The sequence below is a fragment of the Rhodopseudomonas parapalustris genome (assembly GCF_053772255.1).
This window is the reverse complement of the sequence record NZ_JAMKBZ010000045.1, coordinates 1-21301: the sequence shown is the minus strand read 5'-3', so window position 1 is coordinate 21301 and position 21301 is coordinate 1. Positions and strand designations below refer to the sequence as shown.

The window sequence follows — 21301 nt, the reverse complement described above, 5'->3', positions numbered from 1 at the left end:
CAAACGAGAATCCCAAAACGCAAGAAAACCACGGTCACCCCGCGGCTTTCCTGCAAAATCGAATACTTGCCAACAATCGATCAGCCAACAAAATCAACCGCTTCCAAATTGTTCACGGACGACTCAGTGCGCATCGCATCAGCGCGGTCATCACCAGATCCGTGAGGATATCAAACGGCGTCGTGGAACCCTGCTCGTTGATCGCAAGCTTGACCGCCAGGATTACATCGCCATGCAGCGCTGCCCGGAGGTCCGGATCGGTAGAACTCAGTCGATCGAGAGCGACGGCAATCACGCGCGCCATCGGCACGGTCTGTTCCGCAGTATACACCCGCCACCAAGTGTACGGTCCACATTCGAGGTTCGCCGCGTCGCTTCTCGCTTCGACCAACGAGAAGTGCTGCGGCATATCGGTCGCGCAAGTCTGATTGCGACAGCTGTGACAGTTTGCCTTGGGAGTACACATAGAACTCTCCCGATCGCGCCGAAGGCACGTTGGTTAGATCTCGTTGCGGAGAATGGGCCGGGTGGGCGATTGTCGGTCGAACGACGATCAACACGTCCGCTTAGTGATGCGACGTCGGAGCCCCACGCTTCGCGGCGTCCACCGAGAAGGTCGGACCGTTCGTACGCCGCGCGCCCGGTCCCACCGGTCGGGCTCGCAGCAGCCGCGTAATATCGTTTTGAGGCGAGAGGCTTGCTTCGCTCGCGGAGGTGGGGAGGTCGGCGGCGGTGCCCCGCTTGCGCTCGACGCGCGCCAGATAAGGACCGAACAGATGCGGCAATTCGGTCTCCAGGGCATCTCGCAGCGCCGCCGTCATCGCATCGACGGTTTCTACGACCGGGACCTGAAAATACTCGTCGAGTTGCTCGCGCGTGAGGGTGAGATCCGGGCTGAAGCCACCTCCACCATAATAGTCGATCACGGCGGACGTGACCGTCTCGATCCGGCTGTAGCCGAGCTTTTCCAAGAACGAGCGAAGCACCAATCGGCTGCCCACGAGGGCTTGTTCGATCGGCTGCCGCTTCCGCGTTTCAGTCGCTCCGTTGCCGCGCTTGATTTCGAACGTCCCTGCCCAACCGGCCTCCGGGTCGACAACGGCAAGATCGAGCGTCACCATGCGGTCCGTATCCGAATCAGCGGGCAGACGGATGCGCTCGAGGTCTTTGCACGCGTTCTTCGCTCCGAGCAGATCGCGAGCCGCCATCGTGATCGGGAGGGTGACATCGGTCCAGACGACGAAACGCCCACTCGCCGCAAGAGCCCTCGCCAGGGTCGTCTGGAGCAGCAGTCCGTGCCGCTTGACCACAGAGCTGACCTTCGAGATGCCTTGAGACAGTTCGGGATCGATCAGCGGGTCGGAGGGAAATTGTCCGGCCAAAGCGGTCGCGACGAGATCGCGTGCGATCAGGGAGAGTGCCGCGGGCGAAGTGTCGGTGGGGAAAATCTCTTTCATTAGTCCAGGGCTCCTTCGACCCTCATTTCCGTGTCGCAAAGGAGCAAAACACATTAAGAGCAACTCTGCACCAAAGAAGCAGACTTATGGTTAACAAAGAACAAGTCCGCGCGGCGCGGGCCTGGCTGAATCTGTCGCAGCAAGAGCTTGCGGAGCAGGCTCGGGTCAGCAAGCGAACGCTCGCGTCGTTCGAGCAAGGCGCGTCGATCCCCTACGATCGAACGCTGCGCGATGTCCAAGCGGCGCTAGAGCAACTCGGAATTGAGTTTCTGTTTGATGGCGATATCGGAGTTGGCATTCGAGCTCTCGCCAAATCGGACTAGGGCCGATCCGACGGTGGAATCGGGCGAAAGGCTTCTAAAGGTGCGAGTTACGCCACCGCGCTCTCATTCAGCATCTCGATTTTCGAAAACAGCTTTGTCACCCGGTCGTCGCCGAACAGGTCGTCCGGTCCGGTCGGCGCGACGTCGGTGAACGGCGGCTCGTAGAGCAGCGCCGGGTCCATGATGCCCTGGTCGGTCAGGTGCTCGACCACCATGTTGATGAATTCGATCTGCGCCGCGGATGCGGTGCCGCTGTCAAGGAAATCGCCAAAGGCTTCGGTGACGGCGGCGCGGTCGAGGCCGACCAGCGAGCGGACGAAGCGGCCGAAGCCTTGGCTGACGTCGCGGGCGCGCGCGATGTCACCGGCTTCGCCGATCCCGGCGTCGAGCAGCATCTTCTCCAGCTCGGTCAGGTCGGTTGCGGTCAGCGGACGGCCATGGCGCAATCTATGAAGCGCGAGATGGTCCTCGTGGGCCTTGAGGAAGTGCCGCGCCTTGCGCTTGAACCGGGCGAAGTCGACCTCCCCGACTTGCGGCAGCTCGTGCTCGACGCCGTCGCCAATCTCGTCGGCAAAGTTGGAATACACCACCGCCTTTTTCGACCGCTCGATGTGCGGCACCAGATCGCGCAGCCGCAGCCGCACCAGTTCGAGCAGCGGGACGGTGACGCCTTCCCACCAATGATCGGTCTGGATTTCCTCGATCAGCGCGGCGCGCTGGGCGACCGCCGGGATGCCGGTCTGCTCTTCCAGGGCTGACGCGATCTCGATCAGTTGGGTCTTCAACGCGGCGAAGCGTTTGGAGGTCTTCAGCAGCGCCAGCTCGAGTCCGAACATCAGCAGGTCGAAGCGCTTGGCTTCTTCAACGCCGAGGTCCTGCGCCGAGGGTAGCGGCGCGATTTCGTCGATCAGTTCGGTGCGGGTGTGGTCGTCGAGCGTCGCCCAGCTCTCCGGCCTTGCGTATTTCTCGACCGTGCGGCGGTGCTGTCGGACGATAAAGTTGTCCGGATTTAGCCCGGTGACCGCTTCCTGCAGCACATGCAGCGCGTCGGCTCGGATCTCGGCCTCGCTCGGCGGCGCATCGTCGCCGGCCTGATAGGGCGTCTGCGGCGCTTCGGCGAGTTCGCCGGCTTTCGCGTGTTTACTGTCGAGCGCCCCAATCAAATCGAGCCGGGCGGCGAACAGCCGCTCCGACAGCGATTTCGCCGCGCTGGCTTCCTTCAGCTCCGGGTTGGCGCCGAAGAATTCCAGGTTCTGGCAGTAGTCGAAGACGCGGAAGAATTCCTTGTCCTGGCCGGGGCCGAACAGGTCCGGGCACAGCCGGGTGCCACGCCCCATCATCTGCCAGAATTTGGTCTTGGAGCGCACCTGCTTGAAGAACACCAGATTGACTACTTCGGGCACGTCGATGCCGGTGTCGAGCATGTCGACCGAGATTGCGATGTGTGGATCGGCGGCCTTCTTGGAAAAATCGTCGATCAGCGTCTGCGCATAGGGGCCGCTGTCATAAGTGATGACGCGGGCGAAATGCCCGGCCAGATACGGATAGGCCGCGTTGAAGCGCTGCTCGATGAACAGCGCGTGTGCCTGGTTCTTGGCGAAGACGATTGTCTTGCCGAGCCGGTCGCCGCCCTCGACCTTGACGCCGTTCTGCATCAGATGGGCGATCACCTTGTCGACGGTGTCCTGGTTGAACAGCCATTTGTTGACCTCGGCGGCCTCGACGCTGTCGGGGATGTCCTCCTCGCCCCATTCGAGGCTGTCCCACTGATCCTTCTCGTCGTCGCTGAGATCGTCGTAGCGCAGGCCGTCGCGGACGATTTTCAGCGGCACCGAGATCGCCACCGGCGGCACCAGCACGCCCTCTTCGATCGCCTCGTCGAGCGAATAGGCGTCGGTCGGCACGCCGTCTTCGAGGTCGAATAGCGAATAGGTGTTCTTGTCGATCTCGTCCTTCGGCGTCGCCGTCAGCCCGACCAGGAACGAGTCGAAATACTCGAAGATCGCGCGGTAGCGCTGATACACCGAGCGGTGCGCCTCGTCGATCACGATCAGGTCGAAATGGCCGGGACCGAACTTGACCTTGCCGTCCTGCTTGCCGCCGATCAGGTTCATCATCGTCGGATAGGTCGACAGAAACACCCGGCCGTCGCTGGTGCGCTCGGTGACGAGGTTGACCGGCGCCGAGTCCGGCAGATGCGCCTTGAAGGCGCCGGTCGCCTGGTTCACCAGCGCGATGCGGTCGGCGAGAAACAGCACGCGCTTGACCCAGCCGGCGCGCATCAACAGGTCGACCAGCGCTATCACCGTCCGCGTCTTGCCGGAGCCGGTCGCCATCACCAGCAGCGCCTTGCGCTCGCCGTCCTGCTCGAAATGCTTGGCGATGGCGCGGATCGCGCGCTGCTGATACGGCCGCTTGTGGCCGGCGATGGCGAGGTTGATCTTGGTCTCGGCGAGCTTGGCGCGGCCGCTGCGGCGCTGGATCAATAGCTCCAGCTCGTCCCGCTTGTAGAAGCCGCCGATCTGCCGCGGCGGGTAGCCGGTGTCGTCCCAGATCCAGTGCTCGTAGCCGTTGGAATAGAAGATTACCGGGCGCTGGCCGAAGCGCGCCTCCAGGCAGTCGGCATAGAGTTTGGCCTGCTGCTGACCCTGTCGGGCGTCCTTGCGGGTGCGCTTGGCCTCGACCAGGCCGAGCGGCTTGCCGTCGGCGCCCCACAGCACGTAGTCGACGAAGCCGATGCCTTCCGCGTTCGGCATGCCCTCGACGCGGAATTCCAGATCGTCCTCCTGGTCGAGCCCCCAGCCGGCCTCGCGCAGATAGTAATCAATGAAGCGATCGCGGGTTTCGGCTTCACCATAGTCGTGCGCGTCCGGCGTCGCCTCGGCCTGCTTGCGGGCGGCGGCGACTTCCGCGCGCACCTCCTTCAATTTGGCGTCGAGATTTTGGTTGTCGGCAAGCAGCTTGGTGAGTTCGCCGTTCTTGGCGTCGAGTGCGGCCTGCTGCGCCTTGATGGCGCTGAACGCCTTCTTCAGCGCCTCGTCGCGCCGCGTCAGCACCGCGGCGTCGAAGACGAGCTTCGGGTCGGGCTTGGCCTGTCGCGCATAGGTGCGGGCGAGCCAGAAGCAAACTTGAAACAGCTCCTTCACGGCGCCGGCGGCGTCGCCGGGCTTGATCGCCTTCTCCTCGTGCACCGCGCGGTTGCGTAGCGAGTTGATGTATTTGGCCTTGGCGAACACCGCCTCGCCGGCGGCCCTCTTGAAGCTCGGCTCGTGCAGCAGCGCCGCGATGTTGTCCTGATACGGCAGCTTCAGCGCGGGGTCGCTGCGAAACGCCCACTTCACCGCGACCTCGACCGCCTTGCCGGCGAAGAACGCCGCCGCGGTTGGATCGGATGCCGCATGCCGCTCCGCCGCCACCGCCGCCTCGTGCACGGTGGGGAATTCGGCGGAGAGGAAGGCGAAATTGGACATCAAAATCGAGAGCCAAATCTGATTAGCTCATCTTGCCATTCTGATTGGAGCAAAGCCAATTGAGAGTTCAGTGCGTTAATCTCGCGACGCTTCGCATCAAGGTCTTTCAATGCCTTCTCCTGCGCATGCCGATCACCGGGCAGCGGAATCCTCAAATTGCGAATTCTTTCCAAGCTCAGACTCACATTTGCGGCGCCCCTCATCTGAGGCACCAGAACCTGTTCTTTGTGAGTGAGAAGATAAAAATATACATAGAGAACACAGACTTCGTTGGACTTGTCTGCCCTCGGCGTGAGAACGGCCGTAATAGTCGCTGCAGAGAATTTGCCGTTCACATAGTGGATATTCTTTATCGATGCGTGTCCGTGTCCGGTTGATGAGACGGTTGGAATTATTATGGCCTCATTGTCCCAAGCGAAAGTGTGGTGACGCTTTAGTTCTGCGGCCGTTGTCGCAAAGACGTAATCCCCGCCTCCGCTCTCGGCGGCAGGAGCATTTCCTTTGTTTACATCGAAAAGATCGCCAAGGCGGCTTGTTCGCAAATTCGCAGGCAAATGGTAGCCACTCAAATAAACCGCAGGCGCCAAGTCGTAGCAGTTATCAATGATCAATTGCCTTGGGACCACCTCAATCTTCCCGGGGACGGCTTCAATAGAGCCAGCTCTATGCTTCTTTATCGTGGAAGCAATTGATTGTAATTCGCTTCCGGCTTGGGGTTTTCTGTCGGCGCCAGAACCAAATCCGTCATTCTCCAGTTTGTAGTAGAGCACTCCAGACGTATTTCCCGCTTTGCGGAAAAGTAGAATGGAGGTGGCGACGCTAGCGTATGGCTTGAAAACGTAATGCGGTAACGAGACAATCGCTTCCAATTGGCAATCGTCAACGAGCTTTCGCCTGATCACGTCGTAGGCGCCACCATCGTTCTCAAGAACGCCATTGGGAACGATCACTGCAGCTCGCCCCCCGGGCTTTAACAACTTCAGGAATAGCGCCATAAATAGAAGTTCGGTCTTCTTCGTTTTGACCTCAGCAATGAGATCCTTCGCGGTTGTTTCGTAGTCAAGCGAGCCAGTGAACGGCGGGTTAGCGAGCACCAACGAGTAACGCTCGGCGTCGCCTCCGTGCTCCTGGCTGAGCGAATCCTTGTAGCGGATGTCGGGGTCTTCGACGCCGTGCAGCGTCATGTTCATCGAGCCGATCCGCAGCATGGTGCTGTCGAAATCGAAGCCGTGGAACATTTCCTGATTGAAGTGGTCGCGCGTCTCGGCGTCGTGGAACAGCTTGGGGTGATTGTCGCGCAAGAATTCGCCGGCCGCGACCAGGAAGCCGCAGGTGCCGCAGGCCGGATCGACGATCACGTCCTTCGGCGTCGGCGCGGTCATCTCGACCATCAGCGCGATGATGTGGCGCGGGGTGCGGAATTGGCCGTTCTGGCCGGCGGTGGCGATCTTCGCCAGCATGTATTCGTAGAGGTCGCCCTTGGTGTCGCGATCCTCCATCGGGATGTCGGCGAGCAGGTCGACCACTTTTGCCAACAGCGCCGGCGTCGGAATGGTGAAGCGCGCCCCCTTCATGTGGGTGGCGTGCGCGGTGCCTTCCTCGGCCATGGTCCGCAGGAACGGGAAGACGTGTTCGGAGACGAGTTCGAACATCGTCGCCGGATCGCGGTTCTTCAGCCGCGACCAGCGCAGGTCCTCGTAAGCCACGCCGCCCTTTTTGCCGATGCCGTCCTTGCCTTCGGGGAAGATCCGCCGCGCCATCGGCTTCTTCAGCCGGTTGGCCTTGTTCTCCTCGCGGGTGTGCGCCTCGTCGAGCCCGCGGATGAACAACAGATAGGTGATCTGCTCGATCACCTCGATCGGGTTGGCAATCCCGCCAGCCCAAAACGCATCCCAAACCCTATCGATTTTCGACCGCAACTCGCCCGTCAGCATTCCAATCCCCCGAGTCAGGGGAGGAATTTAGAGGGCGGCGCGAAGGGAGGAAAGCCGGAGGTTGTGGCTGCGATGCGTGGCGGGAGCTCGGCTACGGGTCCTAAATTATCGTAATTTACGCCGACGTTACCTTGGCAGTGCTTTGGGTGTGGGGCAACGGCACGTAAAATCAATAACTTATCTGATCATACTTGGCGGTTTCGGCCGACGCGCCAGGATGCCATTCCGATCAGCCGAAGGCTGGAGCACTCAGCTTCAGAGCGGGGGAGAAGGGTCGAGCATTGTCCCTGACCTGTTCGAGGCGTTTTTTGTCGAAGCGCAACATCTTCTTGGCTCTCCGAATGCCGCTGCGCTTCTTTCCATATCGCTCCGTCGCGGTCCGGCTTGCCGCATGATTGACGATCACCGCGATTTCGGCCGGCGAAAAGCCGCTCGCCTTCATGCAGGCAATCGCGAAATGACGCAGCGTGTAGGCCGAGATCGGGTTGACGCCGAGGCTCTTGCACGCGGTTTCGATGCGCCTGTTCATACGCGACAGCACGCGGCCGATGCAGCTTACATCGACCAGCGCGCGCGTCTGCACGATCCATTTGTCTAGGTCGCGGATGATTTTGGTCGGATACGAACTGATATCGATTTCACAGGTAGGGAAAAGGCCCCGACCGTTCGAATGCTTTTCCGCCGGGGCTCGGAGAAATTGATCGTTACGAGAAATCAGAAAAAGCTCACCCGGTCGCCACCCGATACGCGAAGCAATTAGAATATACCCAGTGATCCATTTTGAAAATTCGTCATCTCTAATTTTGAAATACGCGATCAGTCGACGCAAATCGCTCGGCTTAATCGACTTCGCATAGCCCTTCTTTGCTCTCTTTTGGGCCGGCGACGGCCTTTGATGTTCAAGCGCAAAGAGCAGCCGGTCTCCCGTCCTTTGGTCGAAATAGTCCATCGCAATCAGCAGTTCAACGCGTTGCCGCAGGGCCGCCGCGGTCCGGCGGATGTGGGCTTTCGACCAACGCCCATTGCTACTCGAAAACCATTCGACCGCGTCGCTCAAGCGAACTTCGTACGGGAGGTCGGCGAAGTCGGCTGCCGGCGCCTCGCGGCAAGCCTGGGCGACGAACGCAATTGCATCGACGTTGTATCGAGCGATGGTGCTGTTGCTGATTTCGGCTGCCTCAGACACGCTTCTCTCCGCGTTGGTCCACATCTACGCTCGGGCACAAACCGGAAAAGTGCAAGCAGCCGGTTGCAAGTTGCAGGAAAGATGGGACCATGTGGGAGGGGCGAAGTGCCCCGCGCCATGAAAGGAGGATCCAATGGCGAACTACCAAGAGGCGGTTACCGCCTTGCAACAGCAGCTCGAGAACGCCAAACAGGCGCTGTCGCGCGACGTTGCGGCGGCGGTGGCAAGTCGGGACTGGAGCGCGATGCTGCGGGACCGGCACGACGTGGAGGCTCTCGTCGAGCACCTGGACCAGGAGCTCAAGGACGAGGGCCTGATCAAACGGCTGCAGGCCAACGCAGATAAGGACCGCCAGCAGCAGCGCCAGCGCGGCAGGCCCCGCAAGGAAGCCCGGGCTGCGTCCGAGCAAGCCGCGTCGACCACGCCGCCGCTGAGCTTCGGGATGAGCAAGGCGACGACCAAGAGCGCTGCCACGGTGGTTGCTACGGCCAGCTAGGCCTATCGTTCTTCCGCACGTTGCGGACGAACCTACGCTGATGTATTAATGATACATCCCTCTGGCGCAGTATAGACCGGCCGAGGTCTGCAATTTCAAGAACTTACTGGGAATGTGGTAGCGGGAGAGGGACTTGAACCCCCGACCCCAGGATTATGATTCCCGTGCTCTAACCAGCTGAGCTACCCCGCCACGGTGGTCCACCGTCGGCCTTGCGAACAAAGGCGATGCGAACGCGCGGCATATAAGGAGGCACGGGTTGCCGTGTCAAGCAATGCCGAACCGGGCGGGAAAACTATGGGCTTCGGCTATTTTGGGCGCACCGTCGGATCGCCGCCCGGAGTGCCCGGCGGAGGAATCACCCGCATGGTGCCGACATCCGGGGCGTCCGCGCGGATTTCCGGATCGATCCCGGTCGGCGGGCAAAGCACGCCGTCGGTTTTCGCCAGTTTCTCACCGAGCGGCTGAGTCTGCCCGGTGGTCGCGCCCGGCGCAGCCGTGCCGGGCGGATTGGCGGTTCCCGGATGCGGGGCACATGCGGTGGCGGCCGGCGGGGCGGTGGTCGTCGACTTGGGCGGCGCCTGAGCGACCGCCGGTGCGGACGCCAAAACCAAACACCCGGCAGCAGCGATGGTGATTCTCGACATCATACCCGGACAACGTGCCGGCCCGCGCCGCGTTCCGGCGGCGAGAGGTCACAGTTTGCGATAGCGGATCAGGGAGAAATGGCCCATCGGCGGCATCGGCCGACGCTCGGCCAGTTCCACCCCGCCATGACGCGCCGCCCAGTTCACCAGACGCGCCCACGGGAACTCCGGCCGCCAGCCGAGCCGGCGCGCGATCGGCGAGAACGCCAGTTCGAACAGTTTGCGCGGGCCGCTCTCGGCGCCGATGTGGTTGACCAGGATCAGCTCCCCGCCCGGCTTCAGCACGCGGACGAAATCGTCGAGCGTGGCTTCAGGGTCCGGCACCGCGGTGATGACGTATTGCGCCACGACAGCGTCGAAGTGGTTTTCCGGGAACGCCAGGTTCTTGGCGTCCATCACGGCCAGCACGTCGACGTTGCTGAGGTTCAGCGTGCGGACGCGCTCGTGGGCCTTGCGCAGCATCGGCTCGGAAATATCGACGCCGCACAGCCGCGTGGTCTTCGAATAATCCGACAGCGACAGCCCGGTGCCGACGCCGACGTCGAGCACCCGCCCGCCGATCGCATCTGCCACCGCAATGGTCGATTGCCGGCCGCTGTCGAATACCTTGCCGAAAACCAGATCGTAAATCGGCGCCCAGCGCGCATAGGCCTTCGCCACGCCCGCGCGATCGATGTCGTTCGCCATATCTTGCCCCGAAATGTCCTTAGCCGCGCACGGCGGCCAGCGCCGGCGCCTCGATTTGCTCGCGCCCGCCTTCGAACCGGCGCGGCGCAGCGCTCTTGATGAAGCCGCCGCCGAGCACGCGCGCCTGGCCCTCGGCCGCGTCATAGAACACGCAGGCTTGCCCCGGCGACACGCCCTCCTCGCCGACCACGAGTTCGACCTCGTAGCCGCCGTTCGCGGCGCGCAGCCAGGCCGGCTGCGGCGCCCGCGTCGAGCGCACACGGACGAACAGCTCGAGACCGTCGCCGATCACGTCGTCGAGCGCGCCGTCGCCGATCCAGTTGATGTCGCGCAGCACGATGCGGTCCATCAGCAGTGCCTCGCGCGGCCCGACCACGATCTGCCGCCGCGCCGCATCGAGCCGCAGCACGTACAGCGGCGAGCGCGACGCGATGCCGAGACCGCGACGCTGGCCGACGGTGAAGTGCACGATGCCGGGATGCTGGCCGAGCACGCGGCCGTCGACATCGACGATGTCGCCCGGCTCCATCGCATTCGGCTTCAGCCGCTCGACCACGTCGGTATAGCGCCCGGTCGGGACGAAGCAGATGTCCTGGCTGTCGTGCTTGTCGGCGACCGACAGGCCGAACTGCCGCGCCAGCTCGCGGGTCTGCGGCTTGGTCATGTCCCCGAGCGGAAAACGGAGGAATTGAAGCTGCTCGCGGGTGGTGGCGAACAGGAAGTAGCTCTGATCGCGGTCGCGATCGGCGGCGCACACCAGCGCGCGCGAACCGTCAGCAAGCCGCCGCGACGACACGTAGTGACCGGTCGCCAGCGCCGAGGCGCCGAGCTCGCGGGCGGTGGCGAGCAGATCGCGAAACTTGACCGAGCGATTGCACTCGATGCACGGCACCGGCGTCTCGCCGGAGGCGTAGCTGTCGGCAAAGCTGTCGATCACCGACTCGCGAAACCGGCTCTCGTAGTCGAGCACGTAGTGAGGAATCCCAATCCGCTCGGCGACGGCGCGGGCGTCGTGAATGTCCTGGCCGGCGCAGCAGGCGCCCTTGCGATGGGTCGCGGCGCCGTGATCGTAGAGCTGCAGCGTGATGCCGACGACGTCGTAGCCCTGCGCCTTGAGCAGCGCAGCGGTCGCCGAGGAATCCACGCCACCGGACATCGCGACCACGACGCGGGTATCCTGCGGCCGGCCTTCGAGATCCAGACTGTTGAGCATTGGTTCAGTCATGAGCTGCGACCGGCGGTGCCGCACGGTCATCCTTCCGCATTGTCCGGAAGCGGCAGTGCCAATTCCGCGAACCTCGGTGAGGCCTGCTTTTAATATAGGCCGCATCCCGGGGGCGCAATCACAGCCGACTGGTTTTGCGGGCCGGGCTCGCGGCAAATTCTGCCGCTGCGGCAAGAATCGCGCGGCCACGGCCGGTTCCAGTCGTCTCGGGCGCAAACTAGTTGATTGAATTTCCTAACCTTTTTATTTGGCCCGGTCCTTGCTGAAGGAGATTTCGACTGAAGAGTGAGAGATTGCCGTGGTCAACGCATCGCCAGACGTCGCAGCCAGCCAGCCCGCCCCGCCGCCCCGCGCGTCGGCGCGACCGGAACGGTCGCCACATACGGATAATTTCGCCGCGCTCGTGGACAGCAATACCGCGGCCTATGACAGGGCCAGCTCCTCACCGGCGAAATCGGACCCCCGACCCTCGCGCGGTGCTGCGGACAATCGCAGCTCCCACAGTGACGCAGCCGACCGTCCTCGCGCCCGCGACGCCAGCGACAATTCCCGCCGCGCCGATAACGCCGCGCCCACCGATCAGGCCGCGGCCAAACCGGATGCCAAGGCCGACGATGCAGGCGGCACCGACCAGTCGAACGCCACGAGCGGCAAGACCGACGACAGCAAACCGTCCAAGGATGGAAAATCTGCGGATGCCGCGACGGACGGCGATACGAAGAACAGTGCTGACCAGACGGATAGCAAGGATGCCAGTGCCACACCGGAGGTGACGATCACCGCCGACGCCGCCGCGCTGATCGCGGCCAAGATCGACACCACGACCACCACGCCGACCGCCGAGACCGATGTGGCCGGCGGGTCGAGCGGCACGCCGCTGGCGATCGCCGCAGCAGCAGCGCTGAAGGCCAAGGCCACCGGCGAGACCGGCACGACGGCCACGCAAACCGGCACCGCCGATCAGTCCGCGACCGCCGAGACGACCCAGACCGGCATGGCGGCCGATCCCAAGCTCGCGGCTCTCGCGGCGCAGGCCAGCGGCGGCAAGGCCACGGCGAAGACCGACGCGACCGCGAAGACCGACGGCAAGGGCGAGACCAAGCCCGCCGCGACGACCACGCCAGAGGCATCGGCTCAGGCGGCGACCGGGAACGCCACCACGGGGACGCCGCTGCCGTCGCCCTCCGGCCAGACGACGCCCGATGGGCGTCCGGCCGGCGAAGCGAAGCTCGCTCAAGCGCTCGCCGCGGCCGGCGACGAGACCGCGTCGAAGGCCGGCACCGCGCAGCAGAAGCCGGACGCCACGCTACCGCAGCCCCAGGCGCAGGCCGATGCCAGCACTCTGCTGCCGCAGACGCCGATCGCCGTGCCTCAGCATCTGCAACCGGCAGCCAACGGCGGCATCAACGCCGCAGCGGCGTCGCAGCTCACCGCAACGAACGCCGCCAACACGCCGGTGCCGGTCGAAGGTCTCGCGGTCGAAATCGCCACCCGGGCGAAAGGCGGAGCGACCCGGTTCGACATCCGGCTCGATCCGGCCGAGCTCGGCCGCATCGACGTGCGGATCGATGTCGACCGCCACGGCCGGGTAACCTCGCATCTGACGGTGGAGAAGCCCGAGACGCTGCAGATGTTGCGGCAGGACCAGACCCAGTTGCAGCGCGCGCTCGACGACGCCGGCCTGAAAACCGGAAATGGCGGCCTTCAGTTCAGCCTGCGCGACCAGTCCTCGTCCGGGCAGCAGGGCCAGCACCAGGAGAGCGGCCGACAGCCGCAGCGGCTGGTGATCAGCCAGGACGAACTTCCGCCCGCGGCGAGCCCGGGCCGTGGCTATGGCCGCATGCTCGGTGCGAGCAGCGGCGTCGATATTCGGATCTGAGGAGCAACGCGCATGTCCGTGGATTACTCGACTGCGACTACACCGTACTCGGCCCCGAACCCGAACTATTCGGCCGACAGCGCGAAGTCGAAGACCAGCACGACGTCGGGGATCGCCGACAATTTCCAGACCTTCCTGACGCTGCTGACGACGCAGCTCAAGAACCAGAACCCGATGGACCCGCTGGACACCAACCAGTTCACGCAACAGCTCGTCCAGTTCGCCGGCATCGAACAGCAGCTCAAGTCCAACGAGGCGCTGAGCTCTCTGGTGCAGTTGCAGACCTCCGCGCAGGCCACGCAGGCGATGAGCCTGGTCGGCGCCAACGCGGTTGTCGACGGCAGCAAGACGCAGTTGACCGGCGGTAAGGCGACGTGGTCGCTGTCGACCGACAAGCCGGTCAGCGCGCAGGTGTCGATCGAGAGCGATACCGGCCAGACCGTGTACTCCGGCAAGTTCACGATCAATGCCGGCAAGGATCAGGCGTTCGCGTGGGACGGCCGCGGCAACGACGGCACCCAATGGCCGGACGGCAACTACAAGCTGTCGATCGTCGCCACCGACTCATCGGGCAAGACCGCCACCGTCTCAATGCAGATCCAGGGCACGATCGACGCCGTCGACCTCACCCAGACCCCGCCGAAACTGTCGATCGGCAGCCAGACCTTCACGCTCGATCAGATCAACAGACTGGTCCGGGCGAACGGCAGCGCCACCGCGATGTGACGAGACCGAGCGCCCGGGCCGGCCGGGCGCTCACTGCGAGATCAGCTTGTCGGCGAAGTAAGCGATCGTCTTGCGATACACCAGCGCGCGGTTCCACTCGCGCATCGCCTCGAAATTCGCCGTCCCCTCTTCGTAGGAGCCGCCGGCCTTCCAGCCCGCGGTCTTGAGCAGATTGGCGGTCGAGGCCAGCACGTCCGGCACGCTGTGGCGCAGGTCGACGTGGCCGTTACCGTCGTAGTCGACGCCGTACTTGATGTAGGACGACGGCAGGAACTGGGTCTGGCCGATCTCGCCCGCATAGGCGCCGACCATGTCGCGCAGCGTCAGGTCGCCGCGTTGCACGATCTGCAGCGCGGCCGAAAGCTCGCCCTGGAACAGGTCGGTGCGGCGGCAATCGTGCGCCAGCGTCGCCAGCACTCGGAATACCGGCAGCTTGCCCATATCGCCCTTGCCGTAATCGGTCTCGAGCCCCCAGATTGCGACCAGGATCTGTGGCGGCACGCCGAACTGGCGCTCGATCCGCGACAGCAGCGAGGCATGGCGCATCAGCATCGCGCGGCCGGCCTTGATGCGGCCGGCGCCGACCCGGGTGGAGACGTACTGCTCGAAGCTCTTGTTGAAGGTGCCGCGCTGGCGGCGATCGAACGCCAGCACCGCGGCATCCTCGGTGACGCCGCCGAGCGCCTGCGAGATCACGCTCTGGGAGATGCCGGACTGCGCCGCCTCGGCGGAGAAGCTGGCGATAAAGCTGTTGAAGTCGCCGCCGCAGCGGGCGGCTTCCGCCGGCGCGGTGGCGAGTAACGCGCCGCCGAGGGCGCAGGTGACGAGAGCAAGGCGCAGCTTCAACATCTGAATTTCATCTCCAAGCAAAGCAGAACGGGGGGCAGGACGGAGCGAGGACCGGCACGGAATGCGTATTGATGCGTATTGCTATGACAATCCCGCGAATCTAACATTTCATGCTTGCGGTTGCGAGGCGGGACCAACAGCGCCATATCTTGTCTTGAGAATTCATCTTGAGAATTCATCGCCCCCGCATCCGGCCGCTGGCACCACGCCGACGGGACCTTGCCAATGAAGGGATCAACGCAATGCCGCGCCGAGGCATCCTCAAGGGCCACCCACTGTTTCGCCTTCTGGCGATCAATCTGGCGATCGGCGTGATGATCGCGGCGCTGCTGCTCGGCGGGCTTCTGTATCTCAATCCTGGCCATCTGCGCGACCTGATCTTTGCCGACGACTCGCCGGGCACCGCGCTCGGCCTGCTTCTGTTCGGCTTCGTGATCACCTTCGGCTCGGCGGCGATGGGCTCGGCGATCATGGCGATGGGGACCGATCTGCGCGGCGGCGGCAACGGTGGCCGGAAGCTGACGCTGCCGATCGATCTGATCCCCGGCGCCAAGGCGATCCCGGTGCGTGCCGAGCACGGCGCCCGCTCGATGCGGCGCGACCACCTGCGCTGAACCTGCCGCGCGGCGCATTCCGGCACCGCCTCCCCGCCTATTCCGATCCGCACGGCTCGCGCCATCGCGGCTCCTCTCGCATCAAAACCGCGCCGGTGAACCACCGGCGCGGTTGTTTGTTCGGTGACCGGAACTGTCGCGGATCACCGTGGCGAAACAGCGGCTGAACGCCGTCGTCACATCCCGCGGATCACGCCGCGCGGCGCTGGTGCTTACCCTCGCGCATCTCCTCGATGATCTTGGCCGAGAATGCCTCGAGGTCGCCCGGGTTGCGCGAGGTGATGACGCCGTTGTCGGTGACAACCGCGGAGTCCTCCCATTTGGCGCCGGCGTTGATCACGTCCTGTTTGATCGAGTTGTAGGACGTCATCTTGCGGCCCTTGGCGATGCCGGTGTCGATCAGCAGCCACGGCGCATGGCATACCGCCGCCACGGTCTTACCGGCGTCGAAGAACGACTTGATCAATTTCAGCGCATCCTGATTGACGCGCAGCAGGTCCGGATTGATCTGGCCGCCGGGCAGCACGATCGCGTCGTAATCGTCGGCCTTCACCGCCGAGAGCTGCTTGTCGACCTTCACCGGCCGGCCCCAATCCTTGCCGCTCCAACCTTTGATCTCGCCCTGTTCCGGCGACACGATATCGACCTGCGCGCCGGCCGCCTTCAGCCGATCGCGCGGCACTTCGAGTTCCGACTGTTCGAAACCGTTGGTGGCGAGAATAGCGACGCGCTTGCCATCGATTTGGCCTGCCATGATTGCTCTCCATGCTGTTCTTGAACGCCCCGCTGAGTAATCGCATGCAAGAGCGATCGTTCCGCAGGGAACAACACACGACAGGGAACACCCCACGAAGGTCACCCGTCGCCGGGTTCCCTCGGCGACCCATCACGCGATCGATGCCGACGATTGGTTGGTAGCTCGCTATCGGCGACGCAAGCGCCGAGCATCATCGGGCGCGTGAGTTATTTCACCGCCGCCGGCCAGAACACCGTCAGCCACACCGTCGCCTGATCGGCCGCTGTGGCTTCGACGCGGTGGCGGGAGTGCGCCGGGATGTCGATCCAGGTGCCGGGGGTGAGGTCGAGCGTGCGGTCGCCGTCTTCGAACCGCAGCACGGCGGCGCCGGCGAGCAGCACGACAAACTCGTCCTCGTCCTGATCGTACCAGAACCCGTCCGGGCTCGACTGGCCGAACGAAATGATGCGCTCGATGCGGACGCCGCCGCGGGCCAGCAGGGTGTCCAGTACTTCGTCGGGGCCGGCAGGCGGCAGCGCGCGCAGCAGGTGTCCGCTGTTTAGGTCCATGATTTTCATCCTCACTGCGGAATTTGGCGCGGATCGGCGGCCGCCGCCATCGGTCTTGCGTTCCGCGCTTGTGTTTCGCCGCGCGGCGTTTCATACCGCTTTTGCCCGCGCCGGCCGAGATGCCCGCGCGCCCCGCCCGCCGGCCGCCGCTCCCGACCAACGGACGATGCGACCGAGTTCCGCCTTTTGTCCGACGTCAAAGCCGACGCGGACGAAACGGCGTCGGATACCGGTAGGGCGCGGCGGATCGCTTGGCCGGCGGTCCTCACTCAGCCACTGAGCCTGGAGCTTTCCGTGCGCCCTGCCGTCATTGCCGCGACCGGCCTCTACACCCCGCCCGACAGCGTCTCCAATGCCGAGCTGGTGGAGGCGTTCAACAGCTATGTGGCCAACTTCAACGCGGCCAACAAGGCGCGGATCGAGGCCGGCGAGATCGAGCCGCTGGCGCCGTCGTCCTCGGAATTCATCGAGAAGGCCTCGGGTATCAAGTCCCGCTACGTGGTGGCGAAGCCGGGGATCATCGATCCGGAGGTGATGCGGCCGATCATTCCGGAGCGCTCCAACGACGAATTGTCGATCCTCGCCGAGATGGCGGTGACCGCGGCCGAACAGGCAATCGAACGCTGGGGCAAGCCGCGCGAGCGGATCGGCGCGGTGCTGTGCGCCTGCTCCAACATGCAGCGCGCGTATCCGGCGATGGCGATCGAGGTGCAGAACGCGCTGGGCCTCGGCGGCTTCGCGTTCGACATGAACGTCGCCTGCTCGTCGGCGACCTTCGGGCTAAAGACCGCGGCGGATTTCGTCGGCGGCGGCTCGGTCGATGCGGTGCTGATGGTCAATCCGGAGATCTGCTCCGGCCATCTCAACTTCCGCGACCGCGACAGTCACTTCATCTTCGGCGACGTCGCCACCGCGGCGATCGTCGAGCGCGCCGACGATGCGCAAGGTGGCTGGTCGATCCTCGGCACCAAGCTGAAGACGCAGTTCTCCAACAACATCCGCAACAACGCCGGCTTCCTCAACCGCGCCTGGCCCGAGGGGCGCGACAATGTCGACAAGCTGTTCGTGCAGCAGGGCCGCAAGGTGTTCAAGGAAGTGGTGCCGCTGGTGTCAGAGATGATCATCGAGCACGCCCGCGAGATCGGCATCGATCCGCACGGGCTGAAGCGGATGTGGCTGCACCAGGCCAACATCAACATGAACGAGATCATCGGTCGCAAGGTGCTGGGCCGCGATCCGACTCGCGACGAGAACGTCATCATCCTCGACGATTACGCCAACACCTCGTCGGCCGGCTCGATCATCGCCTTCCACAAGCATCAGGACGACATGGCGCAAGGCGACCTCGGCCTGATCTGCTCGTTCGGCGCCGGCTACTCGGCCGGCACGGTGTTCGTGCAGAAGCGGTAACAAGCTCACCGCGCCATCTCCCCGTCATCGGGAGGCGCGCAGCGACGAAGCAAGCCAGAAGACAGGTGTACGGCGCCGCTGGATTGCTTCGCTGCGCTCGCAATGACGATCAAAGCCCGCACGTCCCGCCGACTTGCGTCCGCCGCCGTTGCGCCTATCTCCCGGGCATCGCCATTCGCCTCGAGGAGACCACCATGTCGCATCCCGCCATCGCTCGCGACCAGGTCGCCGTCGTCACCGGCGGCGCTTCGGGGATCGGATTCGCCGCCGCCAAGCGGTTCCTGCAGGCCGGGATGAAGGTGGCGATCGCGGATCTGAACGCCGATCATCTCGCCCGCGCCGCCGAGCTGCTGGCGCAGGTCGCCGGCAGCTCCGATGACGTGCTGTCCAAGGAAACCGACGTTTCCGACCCCGACCAGCTCGAAGCGCTGCGCGCCGCGGTGACGGCGCGGTTCGGCGGCGTCGACGTGCTGATGAACAATGCCGGCATCGAGCCGCCGAGCACCGCGCTCGGCCCGCGCGCGGCCTACGAGCGCATCCTCAGCGTCAATCTGTGGGGCGTGATCCACGGTTCGCAGATCTTCGCGCCCGCGATCATCGCCCGCGGCCGGGCGGGAATGATCATCAACACCGGCTCCAAGCAGGGCATCACCACGCCGCCGGGCAACCCGGCCTACAACGTCTCCAAGGCCGGCGTGAAGGCCTATACCGAAGCGCTGGCGCACGAGCTGCGCAACACCGAAGGCTGTGCGGTGACCGCGCATCTCTTGATCCCCGGCTTCGTCTTCACGGCGCTGACCGCGCGCGGCCGCACCGAGAAGCCCGCCGGCGCGTGGACCGCCGAACAGACCGTCGACTTCATGTTGGAGCGGCTAGCGGCGCGCGACTTCTACATCCTGTGCCCGGACAACGACGTGCCCCGCAGCCTCGACGAACGCCGCATCGCCTGGGCCGCCGGCGACATCATCGAGAACAGGCCCGCGCTGTCGCGCTGGCATCCGGCCTGGGCGGATGCCTTCACGGCGTTCGTCGAGGGGAAGTAACAAGCCACGGCGCCAGCGTCGTCCTGAGGCGCATGCCGGCTCAAGCCTGCGCCGTCACCACCGCGCCAACCGCCGAGCCGGCGCCGGAGTCGAACAGCACGAACCGGTTGCGGCCGGCGCGCTTGGCGGCGTAGAGCGCCGCATCGGCCTCCGCAAAGGCGGCGTCGATCGAGCTGCCCGATGCCACCCGGCAGGCGCCGATCGAAACCGTCAGCGCGATGTCCTGCCCGTCGTCGGAGCGGATCGGCGCGGCGTTCATCGCGGCGACCATGCGCGCGCACAGCGCCCGCAGGCCGTCCGCATCGCGATCCTCGACCAGCACGACGAACTCGTCGCCGCCCCAGCGGGCGCAGGTGTCCCGCTCGGTGAGCAGCGGCGCGAGCCGCCGCGCGGTTTCGCACAGCAGCCGATCGCCGGCCAGATGGCCGAACACGTCGTTGACGTCCTTGAAGTTGTCGAGATCGATCAGCAGCAGCCCGCCCGATCGCGGCGCCAATGGCGACTGCGCCAGCCACTGCTCCAACACCTGGGTGAAACCCCGACGGTTGGGAATCTCGGTCAAGAGATCGATATTGGCGAGACGCCGCAGCTTCTCGGTCCGCTCGTCGACCAGATCCTCGAGCACGCGGGTGTGGTCGCGCACGGCGTGCGCCATGCCCGACAAGGTGCGCGATAGCCGGCCGATCTCGTCGCTGCCCTGGTCGACGACGATATGGTCGAAGTCGCCGTCTTCGACCCGCCGCGCCGCCGCCTCGACGGTGGCGAGCCGATCGAGCACAACCCGGCGGAACAGAATGGTGACGAGCGCGACCGCCGCCGTCATCATCACGATCAGCAACAACGCGATCGGGGTGAACAAGCGGCGATCAATGATGGCGTCGATGTCCATCAGCGTCACGTTGAACCAGCCGAGCTGATCGAGATAGCCGACACCGACCAGGAACTCGCGCCCCCCGATGTTCATGAAGCGCGATTCGACCGCCGCAGGGCCGGCGGAGACGCGGCGCATCATCGCGGCAAGTTCGGCGGCATCGGCGGGACTGTCGACCTGTTGGAAGATCGTCTTCTTGGTCTTGGTGTCCTTGGTGAGACTGTGGAAATCGACCATCCCCGGATCGCGATGGGCCTGGATGGCGCCGGAATGATCGACGAACATGCTGGTGACGCCGGTCTGCGGCAGCGCCACCACCTCGCGGATGAATTCGGTGAGGTCGACGCCGGTGCCGATCACGCCGAGAATCCGGCCCTGCTCTGCAATGACGCAGTTGATCCAGACTTTGGTGACGGCGAGATTGTCGTCGCGGTCGACATTGAGCTGGCAGGGCTGTCCGGCCGCGATCGTCTTGAAATACCAGCCGTCGCGCGGATTGTCGCGCTTGACCTGATAGCGAAGCTGGTTGCCGTAATAGTCGTTCTTGGCGTCGTTGAAGTAGTAATTGCCGGACTGGTCGACGACGAAGAAATAGCTCTTGTCGTGAAACGACAGTCGGTAGTGCTCGAGCTCGGCCAGCCCGCGCTTGGCCTTGTCGGGGTCGGCCTCGTCGCGGGCCCAGTCGCGCACCGCCGGTGAGCGGGCGACCGTCTCGGCCAGCGACACCTCCCGGATCAGCGCCTCGAGGCCGCGGTAGCGGTCGAACAACACCTGCTTCTCGGCGAACAAAGTGCCGAGCGCGACCACGGTCTTACGGGTCAGGAATTCGAACGCGACATAGGCCGGCACAGCGACTAGCCCGAACACGCAGACGGTGACGACCAGAAACCGCGTCTTGAGGCTGGTGGCAATCTGATTCCAGAGACCGCGCATCAGGCTTCGTGTCATCTCCCGCCGAAACAAGCCGCCGTTCCGAGCGACCGCCCAACGCGGCTGCGCCGAATAAACCACATACAATTCAGATCTGAATGCTTCACTAATGGTTCACCTTGTGGTGCCGATCGTGTCGATCATCGATCGCCGCTGGATCAACCGGAGATGTCCACTGACCTGCCCCTGAATTTTTCCTCCAGTTGGAGTTAGAGTCCGGCCCTTATGAGGACGGACTGATGAAGCGAG

Annotated in this window: 19 protein-coding genes and 1 tRNA gene; 7 read left to right on the top strand and 13 right to left on the bottom strand. The window is 64.2% G+C overall.

Annotated elements, in window-relative coordinates:
* Positions 1-112: 112 nt before the first annotated feature.
* Both M9H71_RS24045 and M9H71_RS24040 read right to left on the bottom strand, forming a co-directional pair.
* The gene (locus M9H71_RS24045; protein ID WP_455407385.1) at positions 113-409 is read right to left on the bottom strand and encodes a hypothetical protein; all 297 of its coding nucleotides are present in this window, start codon (positions 407-409) and stop codon (positions 113-115) included.
* A 157-nt stretch (positions 410-566) separates the two neighbouring features.
* Positions 567-1457, bottom strand: coding sequence for a hypothetical protein (locus M9H71_RS24040; protein ID WP_455407384.1), 891 nt, complete (start codon positions 1455-1457; stop codon positions 567-569).
* An 86-nt stretch (positions 1458-1543) separates the two neighbouring features.
* On the opposite strand from M9H71_RS24040, the gene M9H71_RS24035 reads away from it, so the two are divergent.
* On the top strand, positions 1544-1780 hold the full coding sequence (locus tag M9H71_RS24035) for a helix-turn-helix transcriptional regulator (RefSeq protein ID WP_455407383.1): 237 nt from the start codon (positions 1544-1546) through the stop codon (positions 1778-1780).
* Positions 1781-1827: 47 nt separating this feature from the next.
* Here M9H71_RS24035 and M9H71_RS24030 read toward each other — a convergent pair whose 3' ends face one another.
* The 3 genes from M9H71_RS24030 to M9H71_RS24020 all read right to left on the bottom strand — a co-directional run bounded on the left by M9H71_RS24030 (position 1828) and on the right by M9H71_RS24020 (position 8370).
* On the bottom strand, positions 1828-5250 hold the full coding sequence (locus M9H71_RS24030) for a DEAD/DEAH box helicase family protein (protein ID WP_455407382.1): 3423 nt from the start codon (positions 5248-5250) through the stop codon (positions 1828-1830).
* Positions 5250-7184: an N-6 DNA methylase gene (locus M9H71_RS24025; protein ID WP_455407381.1), complete on the bottom strand. Its 1935-nt coding sequence runs from the start codon at positions 7182-7184 to the stop codon at positions 5250-5252. Before M9H71_RS24025 ends, M9H71_RS24030 begins: the two co-directional genes overlap by 1 nt.
* A gap of 229 nt (positions 7185-7413) precedes the next feature.
* On the bottom strand, positions 7414-8370 hold the full coding sequence (locus M9H71_RS24020) for a hypothetical protein (protein WP_455407380.1): 957 nt from the start codon (positions 8368-8370) through the stop codon (positions 7414-7416).
* Positions 8371-8503: 133 nt separating this feature from the next.
* Here M9H71_RS24020 and M9H71_RS24015 point away from each other — a divergent pair, with 133 nt between their 5' ends.
* Positions 8504-8866, top strand: a complete 363-nt coding sequence (locus M9H71_RS24015; protein ID WP_455407379.1) for a DNA-binding protein — start codon at positions 8504-8506, stop codon at positions 8864-8866.
* A 115-nt stretch (positions 8867-8981) separates the two neighbouring features.
* Here the strand turns inward: M9H71_RS24015 and M9H71_RS24010 are convergent.
* The 4 genes from M9H71_RS24010 to mnmA form a co-directional block, all read right to left on the bottom strand.
* Positions 8982-9058: transfer RNA gene (locus M9H71_RS24010), tRNA-Met, on the bottom strand.
* Positions 9059-9174: 116 nt separating this feature from the next.
* Complete coding sequence (locus M9H71_RS24005; RefSeq protein ID WP_455407378.1) at positions 9175-9516, bottom strand: hypothetical protein; 342 nt, start codon at positions 9514-9516, stop codon at positions 9175-9177.
* A gap of 45 nt (positions 9517-9561) precedes the next feature.
* The gene (locus tag M9H71_RS24000; RefSeq protein WP_164605636.1) at positions 9562-10200 is read right to left on the bottom strand and encodes a class I SAM-dependent methyltransferase; all 639 of its coding nucleotides are present in this window, start codon (positions 10198-10200) and stop codon (positions 9562-9564) included.
* 19 nt (positions 10201-10219) lie between these two features.
* Complete coding sequence (gene mnmA / locus M9H71_RS23995; RefSeq protein ID WP_455407377.1) at positions 10220-11413, bottom strand: tRNA 2-thiouridine(34) synthase MnmA; 1194 nt, start codon at positions 11411-11413, stop codon at positions 10220-10222.
* 310 nt (positions 11414-11723) lie between these two features.
* Here mnmA and M9H71_RS23990 point away from each other — a divergent pair, with 310 nt between their 5' ends.
* Positions 11724-13304 carry a flagellar hook-length control protein FliK gene (locus tag M9H71_RS23990; protein ID WP_455407376.1) on the top strand — a complete coding sequence of 527 codons (1581 nt, stop codon included), beginning with the start codon at positions 11724-11726 and terminating at the stop codon, positions 13302-13304.
* A gap of 12 nt (positions 13305-13316) precedes the next feature.
* Positions 13317-14030: a flagellar hook capping FlgD N-terminal domain-containing protein gene (locus M9H71_RS23985; RefSeq protein WP_455407375.1), complete on the top strand. Its 714-nt coding sequence runs from the start codon at positions 13317-13319 to the stop codon at positions 14028-14030.
* Between the two features lie 30 nt (positions 14031-14060).
* Here M9H71_RS23985 and M9H71_RS23980 read toward each other — a convergent pair whose 3' ends face one another.
* Positions 14061-14879 (bottom strand): lytic murein transglycosylase, encoded by an 819-nt coding sequence (locus tag M9H71_RS23980; RefSeq protein WP_455407374.1) that lies wholly within the window; start codon positions 14877-14879, stop codon positions 14061-14063.
* Between the two features lie 242 nt (positions 14880-15121).
* On the opposite strand from M9H71_RS23980, the gene M9H71_RS23975 reads away from it, so the two are divergent.
* The gene (locus tag M9H71_RS23975) at positions 15122-15493 is read left to right on the top strand and encodes a hypothetical protein (RefSeq protein ID WP_455407373.1); all 372 of its coding nucleotides are present in this window, start codon (positions 15122-15124) and stop codon (positions 15491-15493) included.
* Positions 15494-15683: 190 nt separating this feature from the next.
* Here the strand turns inward: M9H71_RS23975 and M9H71_RS23970 are convergent, their stop codons facing one another.
* Together M9H71_RS23970 and M9H71_RS23965 are read right to left on the bottom strand one after the other, a co-directional pair.
* Positions 15684-16247 (bottom strand): type 1 glutamine amidotransferase domain-containing protein, encoded by a 564-nt coding sequence (locus M9H71_RS23970; protein ID WP_455407372.1) that lies wholly within the window; start codon positions 16245-16247, stop codon positions 15684-15686.
* 209 nt (positions 16248-16456) lie between these two features.
* Positions 16457-16798, bottom strand: a complete 342-nt coding sequence (locus tag M9H71_RS23965; protein ID WP_455407371.1) for a cupin — start codon at positions 16796-16798, stop codon at positions 16457-16459.
* A gap of 294 nt (positions 16799-17092) precedes the next feature.
* Here M9H71_RS23965 and M9H71_RS23960 point away from each other — a divergent pair, with 294 nt between their 5' ends.
* Together M9H71_RS23960 and M9H71_RS23955 are read left to right on the top strand one after the other, a co-directional pair.
* Positions 17093-18208, top strand: coding sequence for a beta-ketoacyl-ACP synthase III (locus M9H71_RS23960; protein ID WP_455407370.1), 1116 nt, complete (start codon positions 17093-17095; stop codon positions 18206-18208).
* A gap of 194 nt (positions 18209-18402) precedes the next feature.
* Positions 18403-19251: an SDR family NAD(P)-dependent oxidoreductase gene (locus M9H71_RS23955; RefSeq protein WP_455407369.1), complete on the top strand. Its 849-nt coding sequence runs from the start codon at positions 18403-18405 to the stop codon at positions 19249-19251.
* Between the two features lie 40 nt (positions 19252-19291).
* Here the strand turns inward: M9H71_RS23955 and M9H71_RS23950 are convergent, their stop codons facing one another.
* The gene (locus M9H71_RS23950) at positions 19292-21055 is read right to left on the bottom strand and encodes a sensor domain-containing diguanylate cyclase (RefSeq protein WP_455407368.1); all 1764 of its coding nucleotides are present in this window, start codon (positions 21053-21055) and stop codon (positions 19292-19294) included.
* Between the last annotated feature and the right edge of the window lie 246 nt (positions 21056-21301).